15 protein-coding genes are annotated in these 24,008 nt (G+C 28.2%); 13 read left to right on the top strand and 2 right to left on the bottom strand.

The features are described 5' to 3' along the window. Position 1: 1 nt before the first annotated feature. From C820_RS12305 to C820_RS12260, 10 genes are all read left to right on the top strand, one after another. Positions 2 to 1,909 (top strand): PTS sucrose transporter subunit IIABC, encoded by a 1,908-nt coding sequence (locus tag C820_RS12305; protein WP_004033362.1) that lies wholly within the window; start codon positions 2 to 4, stop codon positions 1,907 to 1,909. Positions 1,910 to 1,911: 2 nt separating this feature from the next. After that, the gene (locus C820_RS12300) at positions 1,912 to 3,300 is read left to right on the top strand and encodes a glycoside hydrolase family 32 protein (protein WP_004033364.1); all 1,389 of its coding nucleotides are present in this window, start codon (positions 1,912 to 1,914) and stop codon (positions 3,298 to 3,300) included. A gap of 554 nt (positions 3,301 to 3,854) precedes the next feature. After that, the gene (locus C820_RS12295; protein ID WP_004033366.1) at positions 3,855 to 4,361 is read left to right on the top strand and encodes a hypothetical protein; all 507 of its coding nucleotides are present in this window, start codon (positions 3,855 to 3,857) and stop codon (positions 4,359 to 4,361) included. Positions 4,362 to 4,396: 35 nt separating this feature from the next. Next, the gene (locus C820_RS12290) at positions 4,397 to 4,711 is read left to right on the top strand and encodes a TIGR04076 family protein (RefSeq protein WP_004033368.1); all 315 of its coding nucleotides are present in this window, start codon (positions 4,397 to 4,399) and stop codon (positions 4,709 to 4,711) included. A gap of 384 nt (positions 4,712 to 5,095) precedes the next feature. Continuing rightward, the gene (locus C820_RS12285; protein ID WP_004033370.1) at positions 5,096 to 8,113 is read left to right on the top strand and encodes a P-loop NTPase fold protein; all 3,018 of its coding nucleotides are present in this window, start codon (positions 5,096 to 5,098) and stop codon (positions 8,111 to 8,113) included. Further along, positions 8,114 to 10,798 carry an amidohydrolase family protein gene (locus C820_RS12280; RefSeq protein WP_004033372.1) on the top strand — a complete coding sequence of 895 codons (2,685 nt, stop codon included), beginning with the start codon at positions 8,114 to 8,116 and terminating at the stop codon, positions 10,796 to 10,798. Between the two features lie 91 nt (positions 10,799 to 10,889). Further along, positions 10,890 to 12,353 carry a type I restriction-modification system subunit M gene (locus C820_RS12275; RefSeq protein WP_004033395.1) on the top strand — a complete coding sequence of 488 codons (1,464 nt, stop codon included), beginning with the start codon at positions 10,890 to 10,892 and terminating at the stop codon, positions 12,351 to 12,353. Continuing rightward, positions 12,350 to 13,366 carry a restriction endonuclease subunit S gene (locus C820_RS12270; RefSeq protein WP_004033396.1) on the top strand — a complete coding sequence of 339 codons (1,017 nt, stop codon included), beginning with the start codon at positions 12,350 to 12,352 and terminating at the stop codon, positions 13,364 to 13,366. The genes C820_RS12275 and C820_RS12270 overlap by 4 nt, the downstream gene beginning before the upstream one ends. A gap of 15 nt (positions 13,367 to 13,381) precedes the next feature. Continuing rightward, a complete protein-coding gene (locus C820_RS12265) occupies positions 13,382 to 13,564 on the top strand; it encodes a hypothetical protein (protein WP_004033397.1) in 183 nt (60 codons plus the stop codon). 26 nt (positions 13,565 to 13,590) lie between these two features. Then, positions 13,591 to 16,956, top strand: a complete 3,366-nt coding sequence (locus C820_RS12260; RefSeq protein ID WP_004033400.1) for a DEAD/DEAH box helicase family protein — start codon at positions 13,591 to 13,593, stop codon at positions 16,954 to 16,956. A gap of 424 nt (positions 16,957 to 17,380) precedes the next feature. On the opposite strand, the gene C820_RS12255 is transcribed toward C820_RS12260, so the two are convergent. Together C820_RS12255 and C820_RS12250 are read right to left on the bottom strand one after the other, a co-directional pair. Next, positions 17,381 to 18,271, bottom strand: a complete 891-nt coding sequence (locus C820_RS12255; protein WP_004033402.1) for a hypothetical protein — start codon at positions 18,269 to 18,271, stop codon at positions 17,381 to 17,383. A gap of 262 nt (positions 18,272 to 18,533) precedes the next feature. Beyond that, positions 18,534 to 20,324, bottom strand: coding sequence for a sigma-54-dependent Fis family transcriptional regulator (locus tag C820_RS12250; RefSeq protein WP_004033404.1), 1,791 nt, complete (start codon positions 20,322 to 20,324; stop codon positions 18,534 to 18,536). 206 nt (positions 20,325 to 20,530) lie between these two features. On the opposite strand from C820_RS12250, the gene C820_RS12245 reads away from it, so the two are divergent. From C820_RS12245 to C820_RS12235, 3 genes are read left to right on the top strand one after another with little or no spacing between them, the layout of a single operon-like run. Beyond that, positions 20,531 to 21,679 (top strand): iron-containing alcohol dehydrogenase, encoded by a 1,149-nt coding sequence (locus C820_RS12245; RefSeq protein WP_004033406.1) that lies wholly within the window; start codon positions 20,531 to 20,533, stop codon positions 21,677 to 21,679. Between the two features lie 12 nt (positions 21,680 to 21,691). Beyond that, positions 21,692 to 22,729 carry a 4-hydroxythreonine-4-phosphate dehydrogenase PdxA gene (gene pdxA, locus C820_RS12240; RefSeq protein ID WP_004033408.1) on the top strand — a complete coding sequence of 346 codons (1,038 nt, stop codon included), beginning with the start codon at positions 21,692 to 21,694 and terminating at the stop codon, positions 22,727 to 22,729. A gap of 16 nt (positions 22,730 to 22,745) precedes the next feature. After that, positions 22,746 to 24,005 carry a four-carbon acid sugar kinase family protein gene (locus tag C820_RS12235; RefSeq protein ID WP_004033409.1) on the top strand — a complete coding sequence of 420 codons (1,260 nt, stop codon included), beginning with the start codon at positions 22,746 to 22,748 and terminating at the stop codon, positions 24,003 to 24,005. Positions 24,006 to 24,008: the final 3 nt, after the last annotated feature.

Below are 24,008 nucleotides of genomic sequence, written 5' to 3'. Positions count from 1 at the left end.
TATGGATTATAAAAAAATATCTGAAGAAATTGTAAAATATGTTGGAGGCAAAGAAAATATAAAAGGTGTAACACATTGCGTTACAAGGCTTCGACTAATATTAAATGATACAGAAAAATATGATAGAAAAAAATTGGAAAATATAGAAGGTTCTAAAGGCGTTGTATTTAACAGTGGGCAGTTGATGATTATTTTTGGAACTGGTACAGTAAATAATGTATATGATGCTTTTGTAAAAGTGACAGGAGCAAAAGAAATGTCAGCAGCAGAAGCAAAACAAGAAGGCATTAGCAAACTTGGAAAACTACAGCAAGGATTTAAGGTGTTTTCTGATATTTTTATTCCTATTATTCCTGCTTTTGTAGCAGCAGCTATTATTATTGGTATCAAGGCATTATTGACAGCACAAGGATTATTTGGATTAGAAGGTGCTTTAGTTGACCAAAGTCCATTTTTAAATAGTTTAGCGGATTTTATGGGAATTATAGCAACAACATTTGATTATCTACCAATATTAGTAATGTATAGTGCTGTAAAAAGATTTGGTGGTAATACTATACTTGGTATATTAGTTGGTATTGTTATGGTACACCCTAATTTAATGAATAGAAATGCTTTTGTATTAGATGCTTCTAGTGCTGAGTATTGGAATTTTGCGGGACTTTCTGTTGCAAAAGTAGCTTTTCAAGGCGGTGTATTTCCAGCAATATTGACAGCATGGTTTATGTCTAAAGTAGAAAAAGTTGCACAAAAATATGTACCAGCAGTCATTTCGTTTGTACTTGTTCCAACAATTACAATATTGCTTGCAAATATTGCATTGTTTACTGTTTTTGGTCCAGTTGGTAATGTGATTGGTAATGGTCTTGCAGCAGTAATTGACATATTATATAATAGTTTTGGTGCAGTAGGTGCATTTATTTTTGCAGCACTGTTACAACCATTAGTAGTAACAGGAACACATCAGGCAATTCAAGGTATTGAGGCAAATTTAATTGCAACAACAGGTTTTAATTATATTCAAGGAATATGGTCAGTATCTATTATTGCACAAGGTGGTGGTGCAATTGGTATGTATTTGTTAGCAAAAAAGAAATCAAAAGATAGAGATATTGCAATGTCTAGTTTTGTTCCTACTTTAGTAGGTATTTCTGAACCTGCAATATTTGCAGTAAATTTAAAATATTCTATAAAACCTTTTATTTGTGCTTGTTTAGGAGCAGGAGTCGGTGGTGCTTTTATGAAAATCACTTCTGTACGTGCCATTGGTCAAGGTCTTACAGGTGTATTAGGTTTGTTAATTGTAGTACCAGAAAAATTAGTATTTTACATCATTGGCAATATAATTGCTTTTGTTGTTCCTATTGTGTTGATATTAGTTTATGATAAAATAAAAGGAATGCCAAAAGAAAACGATGAAGAAGAAGAAAAAAAGATTGATATTACAAAAACAACAGAAAAACAATCTCTTTATGCAGCAGTAGATGGAGATGTTATTTCAATTCAACAAATTGGAGATGGTGTTTTTTCTGAAAAAGTGCTTGGAAATGGCGTAGGTATTATACCAGAGAGTGAAGTGGTTGTTGCTCCAGCAGATGGCACAATTTGCACTGTAATAGAAGACAGCAAACACGCAGTAGGCATTACTTTAAATAATGGTATTAATATTTTAATTCATGTAGGCATTGATACTGTGGCAATGAATGGAGAAGGATTTGAATATTTTGTAAATGTAGGTGATAAAGTAAAAAAAGGAGAGAAATTACTTTCTTTTGACAAGAAAAAAATTCAACAAAAAGGATTTAGTCCTGTTGTAATTATAGTAGAGCTTGAAGAAGGACAAGGAGAAACGATACACTTTATCTCTGGAAAAAATGTAAAAGCAGCACAAGATTTGATTGGAGAATAATAATGGAAAAAAAAGAATTTGAAAAGTATACATATATTACAAAAGAAAATGAAAATTATATAAGAAAATTGGCAAATTACTGCCAGTCTTCTCCACATAAACCTAAATTTCATATAACACCGCCTTGTGGTTTATTAAATGACCCAAATGGTTTAGCATATTATAATGGAAAATATCATATTTTTTATCAGTGGCATCCCTTTGATACAAGCCATGGTATGAAACATTGGGGGCATTTTATATCTGAAGATTTAGTAATTTATCAACATTCTAATGAAATACTAATTCCAACAGAGGAATATGAAAAAAATGGCTGCTATTCAGGAAATAGTATACAAATTGGGGAAAACTTATTTTTATATTATACAGCTAATTATAAAAGTTCAAATGGAAAAGTTCCTAAACAGGCAGTTGCTTTTATGACACCAGATGGCAAAATACAAAAATATAAAAATAATCCTATTATAGACAAAAAACCATGTGGTTTAACAGGAGAAATTCGTGACCCATTTGTATTTTTAAGAGATGGAAAATATTATATGCTTTTAGGTGGCGGAACAATAGAAGGACAAGGAAGAATATTACTTTATCAAAGTTTAGATGCTTTAAAGTGGGATTATAAAGGTACAATATCTTTAGGAGAATTAGAACTAGGCTATATGTTTGAATGTCCAGGTATTATAAGAGTAGATAATAAAGATGTACTTTTTCTATCTTTAATGGGAGTTCAAACAAAAGGTGAAAAATATCAAAATGAATTTTCCTCTGTTTATTTTGTGGGTCAGCTTGATGTAGACAATATGAAGTTTGAAGTAGAATATTATGACGAATTAGATAAAGGCTTTGACTTTTATGCTCCACAACCTTTTTATGATAAAAAAGGACAACCGATATATTTTGCATGGTTTGGTTGCGGAACACAAAAACTTCCTTACATGAATACGGATATGTGGATACATGGCATTACTATGCCAAGAGTGTTATCTATACAAAATGGCAAATTGCTACAAACTTTATATCCATCTGTAGCAGACCAGTTTGAAACAATACAATTAAATAATAAAAAAGCAATTCCAGTAAATAAAAATTTTCATTTGAAGGTAAATGTAACCAAAGAAAATATACAATCTATTCATATTGGAGAACAACAAGACCATTTTGATATTATAATTGAAAAAGAAAATAATCTTTTGAGAATTGATAGAAGTGGTTTAAAACAAAGATTTTGTTGTGAATATGGAGAACAAAGAATTTTTTCTATTGATTTAAAAAAACCGTTACAATTAGATTTATATTATGATAATACATTTGTAGAATTGTTTGTCAATAAAGGAGAAAAAGTTGCAACATTTCGTGCTTTTCCTTCTGTGTTAAAAATATATGTAGAGTAATATTTTTAGAGTGATAACACTTGATAATAGTATTTGAGATATATTATACATATAGAAAACAAATAAAACTAAATTTCAATTTAAGAGTGAGAGTAGTACCCAAAACTTCAGTAAGTCCTGAATATAGAAGGCTTTTTTGAATTGTTTTATTCTCTCCGATATTAAAATTAGGATACTACTCTTACATTATAATATACAACAAAAAATTTGTATATAAAATTACAAAAAATTTTTAAATATGGGAAAATAACAGAATTATCTATTGTGTTAGTGGAAAAAAGTGAGAATAAAATAACTGAAAAAATAGGGAAGGTAAGCGATGATTATAAAGAATAATAAAAAAATTTAATTAAATAGTAAAAGAAATGTAATTATGGTATGATATTAACAACTTAAAAAAAACAAAATTAATAGGAGATATATTTGAAATGGGAATATTTTAAAATTATGACAATCCAAATATAAAAGAACGAGAACAATGGGAGGAATATTTTTCTATTATATTAGAAGATAGAGATTTATATGAAAAAGTATTAGCTTTATGTAATTTAGAATTGATAGAACAGTTAATACCACTATCTTCTTATTGTGAAGAATATAATTGTACATTTAATATAGATGGAGCAGTTTTTGCAGAAGATGGTTGTGGAGGATGTTATGCTTTGTTAGAAGATGGGGATATTGTACGAATAGATTATGCAGAAGGCGAATGTGGGAGAGTAGCAGAAACACTAAAGGACTTATTAGAATTGCAATTAAATTGTGCGTGTGCATGGCAGAATTATATGAGAAAAAAATATATTGATGACTCTTTTTTATTAGAAAAAGATATTGTAGAATTTGAAGCAGAGGGTCGTAATAATTTCAAAAATGTCTATGGTGATGATATGCCTGAATACAATAAACTACAAAAAGAAATTGCAGAACGATTACATTTAAAAATATATCATGAAATTGATAAAAATGTCCTTACTAAACTTTATAAAATGGCAACAAAACAGCCAAGTTTTTTAGTTAAAAATATGACTGATAATGAGTTTTTTCATGAATTAATGTATTAATTTTTTATATACAAATAATTTATGGAGGTGTTATATTGAAGAAAGTAAAAATTTCTGTTATGAAAATAGCACATTATACAGATTTAATAGAAAAGTATGAAAATCCAATTTCTCATGCCTGTGATATGAAAGAGGGACAGGTATTTATTGCAAACGGCTGGCAAAAACCAGAAGGATTTTGTGAAAGTGCGTGGGAGAGTATGTCGGCATTTGTAATGACACTTGCTCATGGTGGTGAAAATTTGTATAATGGTTGGATGAAAAATAAAAAATCTGCTATGATTTCTTGCAATGATGGATTTCGTCCTGTGAGTTTTTTAATCGAAACATTGGATATTGATGCAGAATGAAAACCCTTATTTGTTACTTTATTAGAATGATTATATAATCATGAAGCATATAGAAAATCAATCTATATGCTCTATTTTTTTACAAAAAACAAAGTACTATATTTATTATTGAAGTAATACATTCGCTTTTTTATGATCTGTAGATTTAATAAAGAAGCGTGACTGTATAAGAAAAATTCAACAAAACAAAAAAATGATAGAGCTGTCGCAAGAAACAAGTGATACTGTAACAAGCAGTATTGAAAATTGGAAAAATTATTTAAACACATTAAGTCAATTTTATAAATATTCTTTTGATGAGTCATAAATTGCATACTTAAATAGGTTATGTTATAATTAGTGAAAAATGTAGAATAATGGCATAAAGGAAAGTGGTGTTTTTTTATGGAAAGAAAAAAAGTGACACTAGGAGCAAGAATATTAACAGAGTCTGAAATAAAAAAGACATTAGCAACATATGATACTATTTTTAATCAAATAGAATTATTTCGTGAAAATGTTGAAGAATTATCAGAAAAAGATATAGATATGACCCCTCAAAAAATAAACAATATTGCTATTCTTGGAAAAAGAGGAACAGGAAAAACATCTATATTGCGTACAATACGTGAAACATTAAAAAAAGAAGATAAAAAGGATATTTTACTCCCTATTATTATACCTGAAAATATGTCTCAGAATAATAGTTTAATGTCAAGTATTATTGGTATGTTTTCTGATATAGTAAAACAATATAAAAATGAAAATTATGTTAATGATTGTATCGGTAATAGAAAAGCCAAAAACGAACTAGAGGAAAAATACAATGATGTTGTAAAACAATTTTGTTATATACAGCCGCAATATAAACATATATTGATGGATAATTTTATCAGTGAATTAGAGTATACTAAAAAATCTAGTCAGATTTTTAATGCAGACCAAGAGTTTATTAAAAAATTTCATAGATTTATCAATGCTTTATTAAAAAACTGTGAAGAAAAAAAATCTATGATATTTGTATTTATAGATGATATTGACTTGAGTACAAATAGATGTATGGATGTGGTAAAAACACTCCTTTCTTACATTTCTCACCCTAATATTGTTACATTTCTTTCAGGGGATTTAGATACATTTGAAGAAGCTATTGCAATAGATTTTTTAAGACAAGAACAGGCTTTTTCTGAAAAGGTATGGAATGGAAAATTTATAAATGAAACATCTTTACTAGAACGTAAAAAAGAATTGGCTTATGAATATTTGAAAAAAGTAGCTCCTCCTATTTATAGACATAATATTAAATATTGGTCTTTAAAAGATAGAGGAAATTATTTTATTGCACAAAATGAAGAAGATACATCAAAAGAAATTACATTGTATAAAATGTTAAGAAAACTGGAAGAAAAGGAATTTCAGAAAGAAAGATTTTTTACAATGTATAGTGAACAGGAAACGGATAAAGTATTACCTTTGACATATCACCTTTTTGATGAAACTGCAAGAGGACTAAACAATGTGTATGCAGTATTGTATGATATGTATCAAAAATGGATTAATGAAAAAGATATTGATTACACAGATAAAAGAAATTTAATTGATACTATGATTTCTGCAAATCCAGTATTAAATGGTTTACGTGATAATATTGATAGTATTGTACATTTTAACGTTGAGCAGGAAGATGTATATATTCGTTATGATAATTTTGTTATATATATTAATGAAGTACTAGATATAAAGCAAGATAAGGTTAATGATAAAATTAATAATACTACAATAAATGATTCCTCAGTAGGTAAAATATATATAAAAAACATAGGTAACGCTCAATTAAATGTAAATAAATATTTTAATAAAAATAACAAAAATGAAAGTAAAAGAAAAAGTATATTTATTTTATTTTTATTCTTAGAATTTATAAAAAAATTATTTGAACAAGATACTTCTTATTTTTCACAATATAACTATATAATATCAAAAATTAAAGCGATAAAACTATTATTATTGACACCCTCTTTGAATGAAAGCAATACGTTTATAAAAAAAGAAATGGAGGAATATATAAATAGAATTATACCTAATGACGCTTCTAATAATAGCGATGACTTTTTTATACATATTATACGAACATTTTTAATAAATGGAAATTTTTTACTTTCTTTACATTTTTATGAAAAATTGGTGGAATTAGATTATAATTTTTATAAATTGTATCAGAAAGAAATATCTAATACAAAATTAGATTTAACCATAAAAGTACAAAAGGCGTTTGAAAGTTTTTTATGTGTAGAAAATGATTTTAATGAAAAAGTAAGAGGATATTTAAGTAAAAATTATGAAACATTAAAGTCTGGTCTCAATTTAATACAAAGTTTTTTAGCTGGAACAGAAGATACAATTAAAGCTGAAATTTTGTTTGAACCTATTTTAAAAAATAAAGAAACAGTGCTAAAAAAAGTATTATTAAAAGAAGAAAATTATAAAAACCAAGTTGCTTTAGAAATAATTAATAAATTTTCTGAATTAACTTATGAAAATTTTGTAAATTTAAGAAACAAGCTATTTTTTAATTATATCATAAAATATTATAAAGACGTTATTTTTGAAGAAACATTAAACAATGAAGAAATTAAAAATGTAAGTATGAAATCATTTGAAAAGAACAAAAGTTTTTTAGAGAATTTTGATGGTACTAAATATGAAAAACAATATAAAATTATAAAAAAGATAGAAAAAGGTGAGTTATGGAGTAGTCCTATATTAAAGAAAGCAATAGCAGACTTGGAAAATAGTATTAACAAATATTTAGAACAAAAGTTAATACCAAATTTGCAATATATTTCATTAGAAAATAAAGATTTTAAAATTAAATTAGAAGAATTTGATAAGTGTTATGATGGTATTAGTGATACAATTGCAAAAAAAGAAAAATATAAATTAAGAGAAATAGAATTTTTGCCTTCTATAAAAGGACAACAATATGAAAAACAAAAAGAATCATATAAGATTATACAATATGCAAGTAATATATTGGATATAATATTTTATGGGCGAGGGTGGTATGGAAAAGAAGAAGCAAGAGCTTTAAATAACGAAATTTACAAATTAACGTGGGAAAAAGTAGAGAATGATAATAAAAATAGTGAAGAAGTTTTTAAACTCCATTTATACTTTTACGCTCTTTATAGAAAAAATGAATTAATGGCTAATATAGATAATATAATTAAAGCAAAACAATTTGACAATATTATTGATGAAGCAAGAATGTTATATCGTAATACAACAGAAAATGAATTTATAAGTGTTATTAATGAAGATAAAACAGAAATACAACAAAAAAATAAACAACAATATAGTATAAGAGACATTGAAACACTATTTGAAGAGTTGAATGAAAAGAATCAGGAAGGAGAAAGCTAATTGAATAACGCAATCAACTGCATGATAGAAGTAATGTGTTATCCTTTTGCAGGTTTGGGATTTTATGAACAGGATAGTATAGAGCAGCATTATAAAACAGATAAAAACCAATTTAACACCAAAAATATTACAGAAACCCTAGAAAACACTATAAAATCAAAATATCATATACATAATTTAGATATATTGGATATGCTTGTTAGAAAATATTATTTTTTTTCGGAAAAGCAATATCATAATGCAGAAGAATATTCTTTAGATATGTTTTCAAAATTAGCAAAATCTTTTATATCGCAAAGGGACGGTAAATTTGTATATAAATACTGGGAAAATGAACAAGATAAAGAATTGCTTGGAGGATTTGCAGGACACAATAAAATAATTTTTTTTCATGCATTAAACAGACATATTCCTTTAGATATTATTGTAGTACAATATTTATTAGACAATGCAAATTATTCTAAAGAGCATAATATTGAATATATTAATTATTTAAAGGGATTTTATGGACTGATACATATGGGAGATATGCAATTAGATGGCTTATTACAGAAAGGAATATCAGAAAATCATATTCATGTAGGGGCTTATGGAAGTTTTCCGTTGTTTTGGGATAGTTTTATGAAGCAGTTGTATGCGAAGAATAAACAAGGTTTTTTAAATTTACGTTTAAAAGAAGAGGACTTTACTTTAATATTAACAGCAAACATATTAAGATTAGTTTTAAGTATATGGATAAAATATGAAGAAATTAATTCTTCTGAAAAATCAAATGAAACTTATAAAGAATTGTTTCAAATTATATGCAATATAAAAAGTAATGTACAAAATTGTAAACAAGATATAACATCAGAAAAAGAACGACAAAATGCTATTTATAGTTTTTTTGTTTCTTTGTGGGAAGAAATAGAAAATAATTATTTTGTAAGTAAAAATGATGAGTATAATTATAACTATATTGATAATATATTTAAAACAAAACATATTAATACTACAAGAGAAGCTATTTTTTTATTTTATGCTTTAGAAAAAATACAAAATAAAAAACAAAATAAATATTTTAGAAAAATATTTTTTCAATATATCAGAATAAAACATCATATTTTTAATATTTATGTGCAAGAAAATACTATAACAGGATTACAATATTTTCAAAGATATTATGGAAAAAATAGTAAAGCTGGGAATTTTATAAAAAATATTGAAGAAAAAGACTATTGGGAAATTGTAATCAGAGAACAATTTCAAAATAAATATCTTGAAAAAATAGAATTTCGTCTTTCTGTTAAAGATAGTGATAAAGACCTTTTTAAAGATATTGTAGCTTTTTTAAGTGCTTATCAAAAAATATTGCATGAAAGTTATTGTATTAAGAAAGAGGAAGAATATGTTCCATATAAAAGACTACCAAGAGTAGGAATTATTTTCCATTTTATAAAAAATGAAGATACAGAAATAAGTTCAAAATGCTTTTATGAAGCTTGTGATTATTTAAAAAAAGAGGAAGAGGGTTATCATTCCTTTTTATACTATGGAAATTTACAAAAAAAATATCAACAACAATTAGAACAAGTGAAAGAAATGAGGATAAAATATCCTATATTGAGTAAATATATTGTTGGAATTGATGCAGCAAGTTTAGAAAATGCAACACCAATACAAATATTTGCACCTATATTTGAAAATGCAAGAGATAGCTCTTGTGAACCAATATTTATACAAAAAGATGGTATAGAATGCTCTTTACAAAGTCTATGTTTTACATTTCATGCAGGAGAGGACTTTAGACATTTGCTTTCTGGATTGCGTCGTATCTATGAAGTAGTTCATTACTGTAAATTTCATGCAGGAGATAGAATTGGACATGGTATTGCATTAGGACTTTCAGCAGAATTTTGGCAAAAAAGAAATCCTGTTGTGATTTTACCACAAATGGAACTGTTAGAAAATTATATTTGGGCATTTGACTTATTGAGAAATTCTGAAAATGAGGTTACAAAGCAATTATTTTATTTAGAAGAAAAGATAGAACAGTTATCAGAAAAAATTTATGGAAGCATAATAAATATTTCTACATTAATAAGAGCCTATAAAAAAGAATTTAAGAAATCATTAATGAATATAGACTATGAGAACAAAGAACTAAAAGAAAAATTTTGCAAAAATATGCCAAATAATACTATTTTATGGAATGAAAAAAAGCTTTATTATGCAAAACATTGTCAATATTATTTAAACCGTATGGTGAAGCCCATTCATATAGAAATTACACAACAAGATGTAGAAATTATCAAAAATGTACAAATCATATTAGAAGAATATTTAGGACAAGCTGGCATTGTTATAGAAATAAATCCTTCTTCTAATGTTGTAATTGGTGAAATGGATTCCTTATTTGACCATCATTCTTATACAATCAATCATTTTATGGACGCTAAAAATAATGTAATGATTTGTGTAAATACAGACGACCCTTCTTTATTTAATACAAATATTAGTAATGAATTATGTTATATCTATTATGGTCTAATGGAAAAAAAGTGTAATAAGGAATTAGCTTTAAACTGGATTGAAAAGTTAAGAAAAAACGGTATAGAGTGTTCTTTTATTAGAAACAATTTAACGGATAAAGAAATGTTGGAAGAGTTAGAAGAATTATTAAAACAACTAAAAGGTGAAATTTAGAATAAAGAGCTGTTACCATAAAAGAATTAAGAAAAAAGTATAGTATTATACAAAAGACATTTGATATAATGAAATAATAAGGAGGGATATTATGATAACAGGTGAAATAAAAAATAAAATTGACAAAATATGGACAGATATGTGGGCTGGAGGAATTACAAACCCCATTACAGTAATAGAACAGCTTACATATATTATGTTTATACATTCTCTTGATGAGAAGGAATTAGAAAATGAAAATTTTGAAGCACTTACTGGCGAAAAAATAACAAAAATATTTCCTGAAACAGAGGAAGGGCAATCTATGCGATGGAGTAAATTCAAAAATAAAGATGCAAGGGATATTTTTGAAATTGTAAGTCAAAAAGTTTTTCCATTTATTAAAAATCTAAATGGTGAAAATGCCTCAGCATTTTCGAAATATATGGAAACAGCTATGTTTATGATACCAACACCACAAATATTACAAAAAATTATAACAGGGTTGGAAGATTTATATACAACAGACATTACAGGATTAGATATTCAAGGGGATTTATATGAATATATGCTTGATAGGCTATCAACAGCAGGACATAATGGGCAATTTCGTACTCCAAAGCATATACGTGAAATGATGGTCAATTTAATGCAGCCTACTCCTAATGACTATATTTGTGACCCTGCGTGTGGAACAGCTGGATTTTTGGTATCCTCAGCAGAATATATTCGTAAACATTATGAGTCTGTTATGACAAGCGAACAATGGGAACATTTTACAACTACAATGTTTTCGGGATTTGACACCGACTACACTATGTTGCGTATTTCAGCAATGAATACAATGCTTCACTCTATCAATAACCCTGATATTGATTATAATGATAGTGTATCAAAACAAAATGAAATACAATCAAAATATACGCTGATACTAACAAATCCACCATTTGCGGGAACAGTAGACTCTGAAAGCATAAATGACAATTTAAAAGCTGTTACAAATACCAAAAAAACAGAATTGCTTTTTTTAGCATTATTTTTGCGTATGCTGAAAAAAGGGGGACGCTGTGCTTGTATTGTACCTGATGGTGTATTATTTGGTAGTAGTAAAGCACATAAATCTATTCGTAAGGAATTAGTAGAAAATCATCAGCTTATGGCTGTTATATCCATGCCATCAGGGGTATTTAAGCCATATGCAGGCGTTTCTACGGCGGTGCTTGTATTTACAAAAACAGATGCAGGTGGAACTGAAAATGTATGGTTTTATGACATGAAAGCAGATGGTTTTAGTTTAGACGACAAACGTACAGTAATTGCAGAGAATGATATACCTGATATGTTAGAACGTTTTCATAATATGGACAAAGAGAAAGACAGAGAAAGAACAGAGCAATCCTTTTTTGTACCAAAAGAGGAAATTGCAAAAAATGACTATGACCTTTCTATCAATAAATATAAAAAAGTGGAATATGTGCCTGTGGAATACCCTCCTACACAACAAATACTTTCAGAACTGCAAGAACTGGAAAAACAGATTGCAGCAGGACTGACAGAATTGGAGGGAATGTTGTGAAAGAACAATTTCTTAATGTTTTTAAAGATGTTACTAAATATGGAACTAAAATTCCAAAAGAAAACTATTTAATGAAAGGAAAATATCCAATTTTTGACCAAGGGCAAGAATATATAGCTGGTTATACTAATGAAGAAAATGGAATTTATTCAGATGTGCCAATTATATTATTTGGGGATCATACAAGAATTATAAAATATATTGATGTACCTTGTTTTCTTGGTGCAGATGGAGTAAAATTATTAAAAGCAAAAAAAGAAAATGCAAATTATAAATATCTATATTATGCACTTTGTCATGCTCACATTCCAAACACAGGATATAATAGACATTTTAAATGGTTAAAAGAAATCAGTATTATTTTTCCATCTAATGAAGAACAACAAAAAATTGCTGCTGTGTTGGACAAGGTAAGTGAACTGATTGCTCTACGCAAAAAACAGCTAGAAAAACTAGATGAATTAGTAAAATCCCGCTTTGTAGAGATGTTTGGTGACCCAGTTTATAATTCTCAAAATTTCCCGACAACAGAATTTGTTAATGTAGTCACATTACAAAGAGGCTATGACCTTCCTGTTTATAATAGAAATTCAGGGGGGGTAATTCCCATTTATGGTGCTAATGGAATTTTAGATTATCATAGTGAAGCAAAATCAAGAAATGGAGTTATTACTGGACGTTCTGGAACAATTGGAAAAGTATATTATTGTGAAGGTTTTTTTTGGCCTTTAAATACTACTCTTTTTTCAATAGATAATCATGGAAATAATGTAATATATCTTGCATATTTGTTACAATATTTTAATTTAAAACGTTTTTATGATGGAACAGGAGTTCCAACATTAAATCGTAATATTATTCATAAGAAACAAATTATTAACATACCTATTGAACTACAGGAACAATTTGCTAATTTTGTTACAAAAGTTGACAAACAAAAATTGACTATTCAGCAAAGTCTTGATAAACTAGAAGTATTAAAAAAAGCATTAATGCAGCAATATTTTGGATAATAGGGAGGTGTTGAAATGTGTTATTCAAATGAAAATATAAACCACAAATATAACAAGGCAAAAAAAGATTTGCTTGAGGCTTGTAAATCATGTAGTGAGCTTGATAGTGATGAAAAAATAGCTCTTTTAAAAGATTTGATGGGAGAGGAAACATTTTTAGCATTTTATACCCAAATACAAAGAATATTTAAACATTAAACCCCTACAGACAGGAGGGAAAATAAATGTCAAATTTTGAATTTTTAAAACAAAACAAGCAATACACTCTTTTTTGTACTGCCACAATAGAAGCAGAAGAAGTTTTTTATACTTCCCCTGCTATGTGTGCCATAGGCTGCCGTAAGGCTTTGGAACTTGCTGTAAAATGGGTTTATTCTGCAGACAATACCATACAAAAGCCTTATCGTGACAATTTGCAATCATTAATACATGAGCCTTCTTTTAAAGAAGCACTTGACCGAAATACATGGCAAAAACTTCCTGCTATTATAAAGTTAGGCAATATTGCAGTACATACCGAAAAGAAAATCACAAAAAGTTATGCTTTACTTGCATTAAAAACACTTTTTGAATTTATTCAGTGGATTGACTATTGTTATGGAGAGTATTACGAAGAAAGAACATTTGACGAAAATAGTATTCCTACAAAAAAGATTTTTATAGATACCTCAAAAATAAAACAACAACAAGACATTTTAAAACAACAACAAAGCCTAATTAAAAAACTCATAGAACAAATTGAACAGTTATCTCCTCAATTGACAGAGGGAAAAGAACAACACAAAAAACAGCGTAAATTTAAAGCAAATGATTTATCAGAGTTTGAAACTCGTAAACGCTATATTAACGTTGATATGATGCTAAATGGCTGGGATTTTGATGATGATGTAAAAGAAGAATTTCAAGTACAAGATATGAATGATGTAAAAGGTAAAAAAGGATATGCTGATTATGTGCTTTTTGGAAGGGACGGGCTTCCACTCGCTGTTGTAGAGGCAAAACGCAGCAGTAAAGACCCTAACACTGGTAGACAACAAGCTGTACTTTACGCCAATGCTTTAGAAAAACAATATGGACGCAGACCTATGATGTTTACAACGAACGGTTTTGATACTTATTTTTGGGACGACCTCAGCTATCCTCAAAGAAAAGTCAGCGGTATATTTTCCAAAAATGACCTTCAAAAGCTCATGAACCATAGAGAACAACGTAAGTCTTTAAAAGATATTAAAATAGATGATAAAATAACAGACAGATATTACCAAAAAGAAGCAATTCGTGCTGTTTGTTCTAATATTGAAAGAGGACAAAGAAAACATTTATTAGTTATGGCTACAGGCAGCGGAAAAACTAGAACTGCTTCTAGTCTTACTGATGTACTTTCCAGAGGTGGATATATTACAAATGTATTGTTTTTAGCAGACAGAATAGGACTTGTGGAACAAGCAAAAGACGATTTCAAAAATTATTTGCCTGATATGAGCCTTTGCAATTTACTCTCAAACAAAGAGGACAAAAATGCAAGAATTGTATTTTCTACCTATCCAACAATATTAAACGCTATTGATACAGCAAAAAATGATGATGGAAAAAGATTTTTTACTCCTGCTCATTTTGATTTAATTATTGTTGATGAAGCACATAGAAGTATATTTAAAAAATATGGTGTTATATTTGATTATTTTGATTGTCTTGTTGTAGGACTGACTGCTACTCCTAAAACAGATGTAGATAGAAATACATACGAATTTTTTGAAATGGAAAATGGTGTTCCTACCTATGCCTATGATTATGAAACTGCAGTATATAAAGACCATGTTCTTGTACCTTATTACAATATAGAAACGCAAACAAAATTTTTAGAAGAAGGTATTTATTATGATGACCTATCTCCAGAAGATAAACAAAGATATGAAGATGATTTTGTAGAAGATGATGGAAAAGTACCAGAGTTTATATCTTCTGAAGAATTAAATCAATTTATTTTTAATGAAAAAACGATTGATATGGTTTTACAGGATTTAATGACAAATGGAATTAAAACAAATGGCGGAGATACCATTGGAAAAACAATTATATTTGCTCAAAATAAAAATCATGCAGAATTTATATTAAATAGGTTTGATAAGCTTTATACTCAATATAAAGGTACATTTGCGAAAAGAATTACTTGCGAAGACTCCTATGCACAAAGTATTATAAAAGAATTTAAAATCGAAAATAAATTACCCTATATTGCAATTTCTGTTGACATGATGGATACTGGCATAGATGTACCAGAAGTAGTTAATTTAGTATTTTTTAAAAAAGTTCGTTCCAAAACAAAATTTTGGCAGATGATAGGACGTGGTACTAGATTATGTAAATATAAAACTTTTTTAGATAAACAAGATGGAGAATATACAGACAAAAGAAGATTTTATATATTTGATTATTGCGGTAATTTTGAGTATTTCAGACAACATAAAGAAGGTATTGAAAGTAAAGAAACAAAAACTTTAAGTGAAAAAATATTTATAAAACGAATACAAATCATAAAAAACCTTCAACAAGCTATCTATACTGATGAAAAATATCAGCTTTTCAGAAATGAATTAATTCATATCGTTGTGTCACAAATACAGCAATTAAATAGAGAACTGATTTCTGTAAAAATGAAATTGAAATATATTGAAAAATTTTCAGATATAAAAAATTTTGAACATATTAAAGAGTTAGATGAATATGATATGATGCAAAATATTGCTCCTTTAGTTACCATGAACGATACTGATGAATATGCAAAACGATTTGATAATTTGATGTATAGTATTATATTGGCAATTATGGAAAATACTTCAGAAATAAAAAGAGGTAAAAAACAACTTTTCTCTATTACTGATGAACTAAAGAAAAGAACATCTATACCTAAAATAAAAAATAGTATTTCATCAATCAATACTGTTTATGCTGATGAGCTTTGGAATTCTAATGATATTTTAAAATTTGAAAATTTAAGAATAGAATTAAGAGAACTAATAAAATTTATAGTAGATAAAGGCTCAGAACAGAAAAAAATTATAACCAATCTTGAAGATATTGTAATAAGTAGAAAAGAAGGCGATATGTTAGACCCTGCTTATGATTTTGAAGATTATAGGCTAAAAGTAAATCGCTATATTGAAGAAAACAAAAACCATTTAGCAATATGGAAATTAAGACAAAATATGAGATTAGATACTGGAGATTATGAAGCACTGAAAAACATTTTTACAAAAGAATTAGGAAATGAAGAAGATTATAAAAGAGAATTTGGTGAAACACCATTTGGCTTACTGATACGAAAAGTTGCAAAATTAGATTATGATGCTGCTATGAAAGCATTTTCAGAATTTATAAATGATGCCTCATTAAACCATGAACAAATTGTATTTATAAATAAGATTATTGATTATGTTGTTCAAAATGGCTATATGGAGAGTGCAGTAGAGTTAATGAAACCTCCATTTGATAAACCTATCAATTTTATGAAACTTTTTGATAATAATAAAAAAGAAAGAATTGTAAAATTAGTTAATGAAATAAAAGAAAATGCAGTACAAGTAATATAAATAAATTCTTTATCATTATAAATTTTATTATAAAAATATTCATTACGATATAAACAAGCAATGCTGTAAACAAAAATCTAACAAATTTAATACCAATAAGGCGAAGAAAATAATTTAGTAGAAAATAGATATTTATAAATATTTTATTTTATGATGCCTTATAATAGAGATATTAAAACAATGCTATTAAATTAAGATAAGAAAAAAGTCCCCCCTCTAAAAATAGGCGACATAATGAGAAAAAATGATTTACAGAAGTTAGTCATAAAAAAACGGCAATATTGAAATCAGTTGTTTCAAAATCGCCGTTTTGTTTGAATTTTTATATGCTGTTTATTTTGGTGGCTAAATATTTTATGAAATGCACTGTCATTTATTGACAAAATTTGTATTCCTAAACATTTTGACTATTTAATATCCCATATCATAAAAAATTCAATGTTTCACCAGTGAATTTCATCTGTGTAGTATCTATGATATTATGTGATTTTTCCATCTGGGACGCAAAGAAATCAAAACTGGATTTTCCACTAAAAATAGAGGTACTTCTGGCAGGTTCAGCAAACTGCTTACCACCAGTCATTTCTTTATAGGCATCTTCTATATTCTGCTTCATTCCGTCCAATATATTAGAGGCGTTTTCCAACGCTTCCATAATTTCCTGAGCATTACCTGATAGATTGGAAAGCCCCAAAGATTCAGCAGAAATAGAATTGAGTTGATTTCCTATTACTTTTGATGCTAGCCCACCTGATAATTCATCATATTCGTCTACTGTAGACTTGTGTGAATTTATATGACTTTGAATGATGTCTGTATAGTCTGATTGAATACTTTGCTTATAGTTATGCAGATATGTTTCCGCCAACTCTTTCGTCATATTAGTATTACTATGTGTACCTGTACCGTTTAAATAGTTTTCAAGTTCGGAAATTTTTGACATTGTATACTGCAATTTGGATTTTGCATAGTCGATTATATCAGAAACAGTTTGTATTCCATCTCTCTGTTCCAAAATTGAGTTTTCAGCCCACTCTTCTTTACTGAACATTTCAGCCGCATATTTCTGATAGCCAGAAGCCTCTTCTGGTTTTTTATTTTCATCTGTTTTTTGGGCATCGCTGGCATTTAATAATTCCAGTGCTTTTTTACTCAACTCAACTGTATCACGGTTTCTTTTGATACCATAATTGGCATTTATCTGCTGAATTATGTTTTCTAAGCCGGAATTTTGCACCTGCCCTATAGTTCTTTGCATTGGCTTCTGTGTTTGCATTCCAAACATATTCTGAGTACTTGTTAAGTGTATTTGCATAAATAATTCCCTCCTTATTGACTGAAATCTCTCATTAATTTTATTTGAATGTAATTAAAATCAAACCATAGAGCGATTTCCTGTCGATTTTACATTTGCCTCTTTTTGTATTATGTTTTGATTATAACATAAAGTGTATATGTTTGACAATAAGCGGAAAAATTTTTAATTTAACTAATAATTCTACACTTTTTGTTAATTTAAGTAAAAAACGATGCTATTTGAGTGCTATTCTATAATGATATAAAACTATTTTTAACAATTATAAAGAATGATTTTTTAATATTCTCCACAATGTACTACGACTAATTCCTAAACGTTTAGAAGTTTTTTCTTTATTACCATTTTCTTGTTTTAACACCTCAATAATAATTTGATAGTTAATTTCATCTAAAGTTTGATTAAAATCAAAATGAATAGAAGAATGCTGAAAGGGACAAACCCTCTGTTCCTGCTTTAGTACTTGCTCAACACTTTTATAAGTAATATAAGGAGTATGTGTTATTACAACCAATTCATTTAATATATGCTGTAATTGGTCAAGATTATGAGGCCATGGAAAACATTGGAATAATTCCATAGCTTCTGCTTCCAAGCCTATAATCTGTTTTTCACTTGAAATATTCAGCTTATGAAGATACAATGCTGTAATACTTGGTATATCATGAATACGTTCTCTTAAAGGAGGTAATTTTAAAGTTAAACATCGAAGATTATTTTCTAAATAATTTCTTGCAGTTGCTGTTTCTTTATGCTCTTTGTTATTTAATACTAAAGAAAATATTAAACGATTTTTTTTATTTAATTTTGTTTGTTCAATATATGTAAAAAGTTTATTTAATTGTAGCCTAGACAAAGCACCTAAATTTTTTAAATAAATAGTAGTATGTAATGTATTAAGTGGTGAGTTTTCACTACTAATAAAATTATTCCATTTTCTTTCTCCCATAAAAGCACAGTCAATAGTATAAAAAGGTGCATTTTGAAAAGCACCATTTTCGTATAAAAGAGAAGCCGCTTTATCTTTTCCTGTTCCAACTTCTCCTATAATCAATACTGGAATATTTGTTTTGCTATATTCTTCTGCCATATTAGATAAATCACCTATATTATTAGAACTACTATAATAATTTGTAAAATCGCTAGGTATACCATCTGATTTATTATATATGGTAATGCCTAAATCTTCCTCAGAAAATAGAGCATCTTTTTGTTGTATGGTAATGGCAGTATATTTTTGTTCAGCATAATAAATATGACAATTCTTTAATACATAAACTTTATCTCTTATCTGTCTTGCAATTGTTTGGTCAGGTGTTTTTAGAAATGTTTTAATATAGTTTTGCACAATATTCATCAATGAAATATTAGTTTGCTCAATAGAAAAGCTAGAAAACCATAATTTACCAGCAGGGTCGTATATTAAAAATTCTCTATCTTCATTAGTAAGGAGTGCTTGAAATAAATCTTTTTGTTTATGAACATATTGTGAAGAATGTACTAATTTTACTGCTTCATTTAGTGCATTTATAATACTTTCTGTACTAGATGGAATTAATATAGCATTTAACCATAGCTTTTTTGCTATACTAGAGCCTAACATATCACAAAGTACCAATTTACACCCCTTTTTTTTCGCATCACGTAATGCAGGTAAAGCATCTTCTTCACTTGTAAATGTAATAATATCAATATCATATTGCAATAAATCACAGAGCAGTCTAGCATAATGTGTGATACCCGAAAAACCTGCAATGACAAATTTACCAGAATAATTTTCAGCTAATTTAATGGCACGAAGTATATCATATACAGAGATTGAAACTTCCACTACTGGAATTTCAACAGCAGAACGTATTAATTCAGCCGTTCCTCCACGAGATATAATGACATCATAATTGTTATGTGACAATTCTATTGCTATATTTTTTCCTGTACTTAAATCCCCTGTTTGTACCGTTAATTCAATATCATTTCTTTCTTTTGCAATTGCTGCAATCGTTTCTGCCATTCCTTCATAGGGAGCAACAGCAAGTATTTTTATTTTTTTCATAATAGTATCCTTTCAAATTGAAATAAAATTTATTGACATTATTTTATTATAACATATTATGTTTCAAAATAAAACAATTCTTTCATAAGCTGTATCAAAATAATACAAAAATAAACTTTTTTTGTATTGAAGTTTTTAAAAAATAAAGTAATATATAAATAACAAAACAAATCATATTAAAATGAAACGTTTAAGGAGATGAGGCTATGAACTATCAAATTAAAACTCCTTCTTGTGTTTATGGTGGAGAGGAAAGCATCAAAAATATTGCAACTATCATAGAACAAGAAAATATCAAAAAAGCCGTTGTATTTACAGACAAAGGTATTAGAAGTACAAGGCTTTTAGATATATTACTAACTGTTTTGAAAGAAATTGATTATGAAGTGTTTGACGATTTAACACCTGAACCAGCTTATCAAGATATAGAGCGTATTATGAAACAAGTAGAATGCTGCAAGGGAGATATTATTATTGCTATAGGTGGCGGAAGTGTTATGGATACTGCAAAACTTTGCTCTGTATTAAAAGACGCTGACTATACTGTAAAAGATTTGTTAGAAAATGCATCATTAGCAAATAAAAAAATGAAAACAATTATGATACCAACAACCTGTGGAACTGGTTCAGAAGCAACTTGCAATGCAATTGTGGCAATTCCAGAGGAACAGTCCAAAAAAGGTATTGTAAATGATGCTATGATACCAGACTATGTCATATTAGATGCACAGATGATTAGAAAATTGCCAAAATCTATTATTGCAGCTACAGGTGTAGATGCTCTAGCACACTGTGTAGAATGTTTTACTTCTAAAAAAGCGACTCCATTATCTGACTTATATGCACTAAATGGAGCAAAATTGATATTTCAAAATATTAGAGAGGCATATCATCAGCCTGACAATATGGAAGCAAAAAGCAATATGCTTTTAGGTGCTTTTTATGGTGGAATTGCTATTACAGGAAGTGGTACAACAGCTGTTCATGCACTTTCCTATCCTTTAGGAGGAAAATATCATATTGCACATGGTGTATCCAACGCAATACTATTTGCTCATGTTATGGAATTTAATAAAGATGCTTGCAAACAAAGACTAGCAATATTATGTGATGCAATAGAACCAACATTAATAACAAAAACAGTAGATGAAAAAGCACAATATATTATAGAACAAATAGCTGATATTGTGAAAGTAACCAATATTCCTACAGATTTAAAAGAATTTGGAGTAAAAATGGAGGATTTAGATTTCCTTGTAGATGCAGGTAGTAAACAAACAAGACTGCTTGTTAATAATATGAAGGAGTTAAGTTTAGAAGATATTAAAAACATTTATTTAAAAGTATTGAAATAAAGGAGGGAAAACATGAGTAGACCAATTATAGGCATTACAATGGGTGACCCAGCAGGAAATGGTGCAGAATTATCTATACAAGCACTATCTCATAAAGAGGTATATCAAAATTGCAAACCAATTATTATAGGTGATGCAAACTGTATGCAGCAAGCATTACAAATACTAGGAAAACAAAATGACTTTAAAATTAATGCAGTAAAAAATGTATCAGAAGCATTGTTTGAATTTGGAATAATTGATGTGTATGATATGGAATTAGTTGACATTGAAAAAAGAGTTTATGGAAAAATATCAGAAATGTGTGGAGAAGCTGCTTTTCAATATGTCAAAAAAGTAATAGAGCTTGCTCTTTCAAATGAAATTGATGCAACAGTTACAAATGCTATCAGCAAAGAGGCAATTAACTTAGCTGGACATCATTATTCTGGACACACGGAAATATATGCTGATTTTACAAAAACAAAAAAATATACAATGATGCTTGCTCATGATGAGCTTAGAGTAGTTCATGTATCTACTCATGTATCACTCCGTGATGCTTGCGACAAAGTAAAAAAAGATAGAGTATATGAAGTGATTAAAATTGCATATGATGCCTGTAAAGCAATCGGTATTCAAAATCCTAAAATTGGTGTTGCTGGATTAAATCCGCATTGTGGAGAAAATGGTATGTTTGGCACAGAAGAGATAGAACAAATACAGCCAGCAATAGATAAAGCACTTTCTGAAGGCATAAACATTCCAGAGAAAAAACCAACACCACCAGATACTATATTTTCAAAAGCATTAGGTGGCTGGTATGACATTGTTGTAGCAATGTATCATGACCAAGGACATATTCCTTTAAAAGTAAAAGGATTTGTATATAATAAAGAATTAAAAAAATGGGACGCAGTAGCAGGAATTAATGTGACATTAGGAATACCTGTTATTCGAGTATCTGTAGACCATGGAACAGGATTTGATTTAGCAGGAAAAGGTGTTTCTAATGAAATCAGTCTATCTAATTCTATAGAATATGCTATTTTACTTGCTAAAAACAAATAAGGCAGGTGTAAAATATATGTTGAAACTGTTAATAATTACAGATGATTTTACAGGAGCATTAGATACAGGAATACAGTTTACAAAACAGGGAGTCAAAATACAAATAGCAGTAGAACAAAACCCTGAAAATATTTCTGTTTCTAAAAATACGCAAGTACTGGTCATTGACTTAGAAACAAGACCTTTAGCAGCACGACAGGCATATAATATTGTAAAAAATGTCATGATATGGGCAAAAAACAAAAGAATTGACTATATTTATAAAAAAACAGATTCAGCATTACGTGGAAATGTAGGAGCAGAATTAAAAGCAGTTACAGATGTTTATGAACAATGTATCTATTTTATACCAGCATTTCCAAAAATAGGGCGTATTACAAAAAATGGAAAGCATTATATTGACAATGTACCTCTTTCTGAAACCGCTTTTGCAAAAGACCCTTTTGAACCTGTAATACATTCTCATATAAAAGACATTATTACAAAAGAATATCAAAATATAAAAGTTTGTTGTGTTCAAAAACAAATGAATACAAGCGAGTATTTACATAAAATAAATCAAGGTGTTGTTGTATTTGATGCAGAAACAGAGCAGGATATGAAAAATAGACTCTATGAATTAAATCAGTCAAATCAATTAAAACTTTTAGCGGGTTGTGCAGGTTTAGCAGAGTTTTTGCCAGATATTTTAGAACTGAAAGGAACAATAGAAATAAACTATGAAAAAAAGAAAGGGATTTATGTTGCTTGTGGTAGTCTAAATCCAATTACAAAAAATCAAATGGAATATGCTTGTCAAAATGGATTTAAAAGAGTAAATTTATCTGCAAATCAAAAATTATCACTAGAATATTATGATACAGAAGAAGGAAAACAATTTTTGAACAATTTAGAAAATATATGTAAAAATCATAAATGTGTTATTGTAGATACTTTTGATATAAAACAGCATGAAACAGAAAAACTAGCACAGCAAAAAGGAATGTCAAAAGAAGATGTTAGATTTGCTATTGCGAAATGTCATGGGAAAATTGTAAAACATATGCTTCAGCAAGGAATGGATTATACCATATTTATGACTGGAGGAGATACCTTAATGGGTCTAATGAAAAATTTAGAAAATACAGAATTGACTCCAGTATGTGAAATTAGTCAAGGTGTTGTACTTTCTATATTAAAATGGAATGAAAAAAAATTACAAGTTATTTCAAAATCGGGGGGATTTGGAAACCAAGATGTTTTTTTAAAAACTGCTGAAAAATTAATACAATCATAAGGG

The organism is Clostridium sp. MD294, from assembly GCF_000364165.2.
Classification (GTDB): domain Bacteria; phylum Bacillota; class Clostridia; order Lachnospirales; family Anaerotignaceae; genus Coprocola.
Note: the sequence above shows the minus strand (reverse complement) of the source record. Positions and strands in the feature narration are given on the sequence as shown.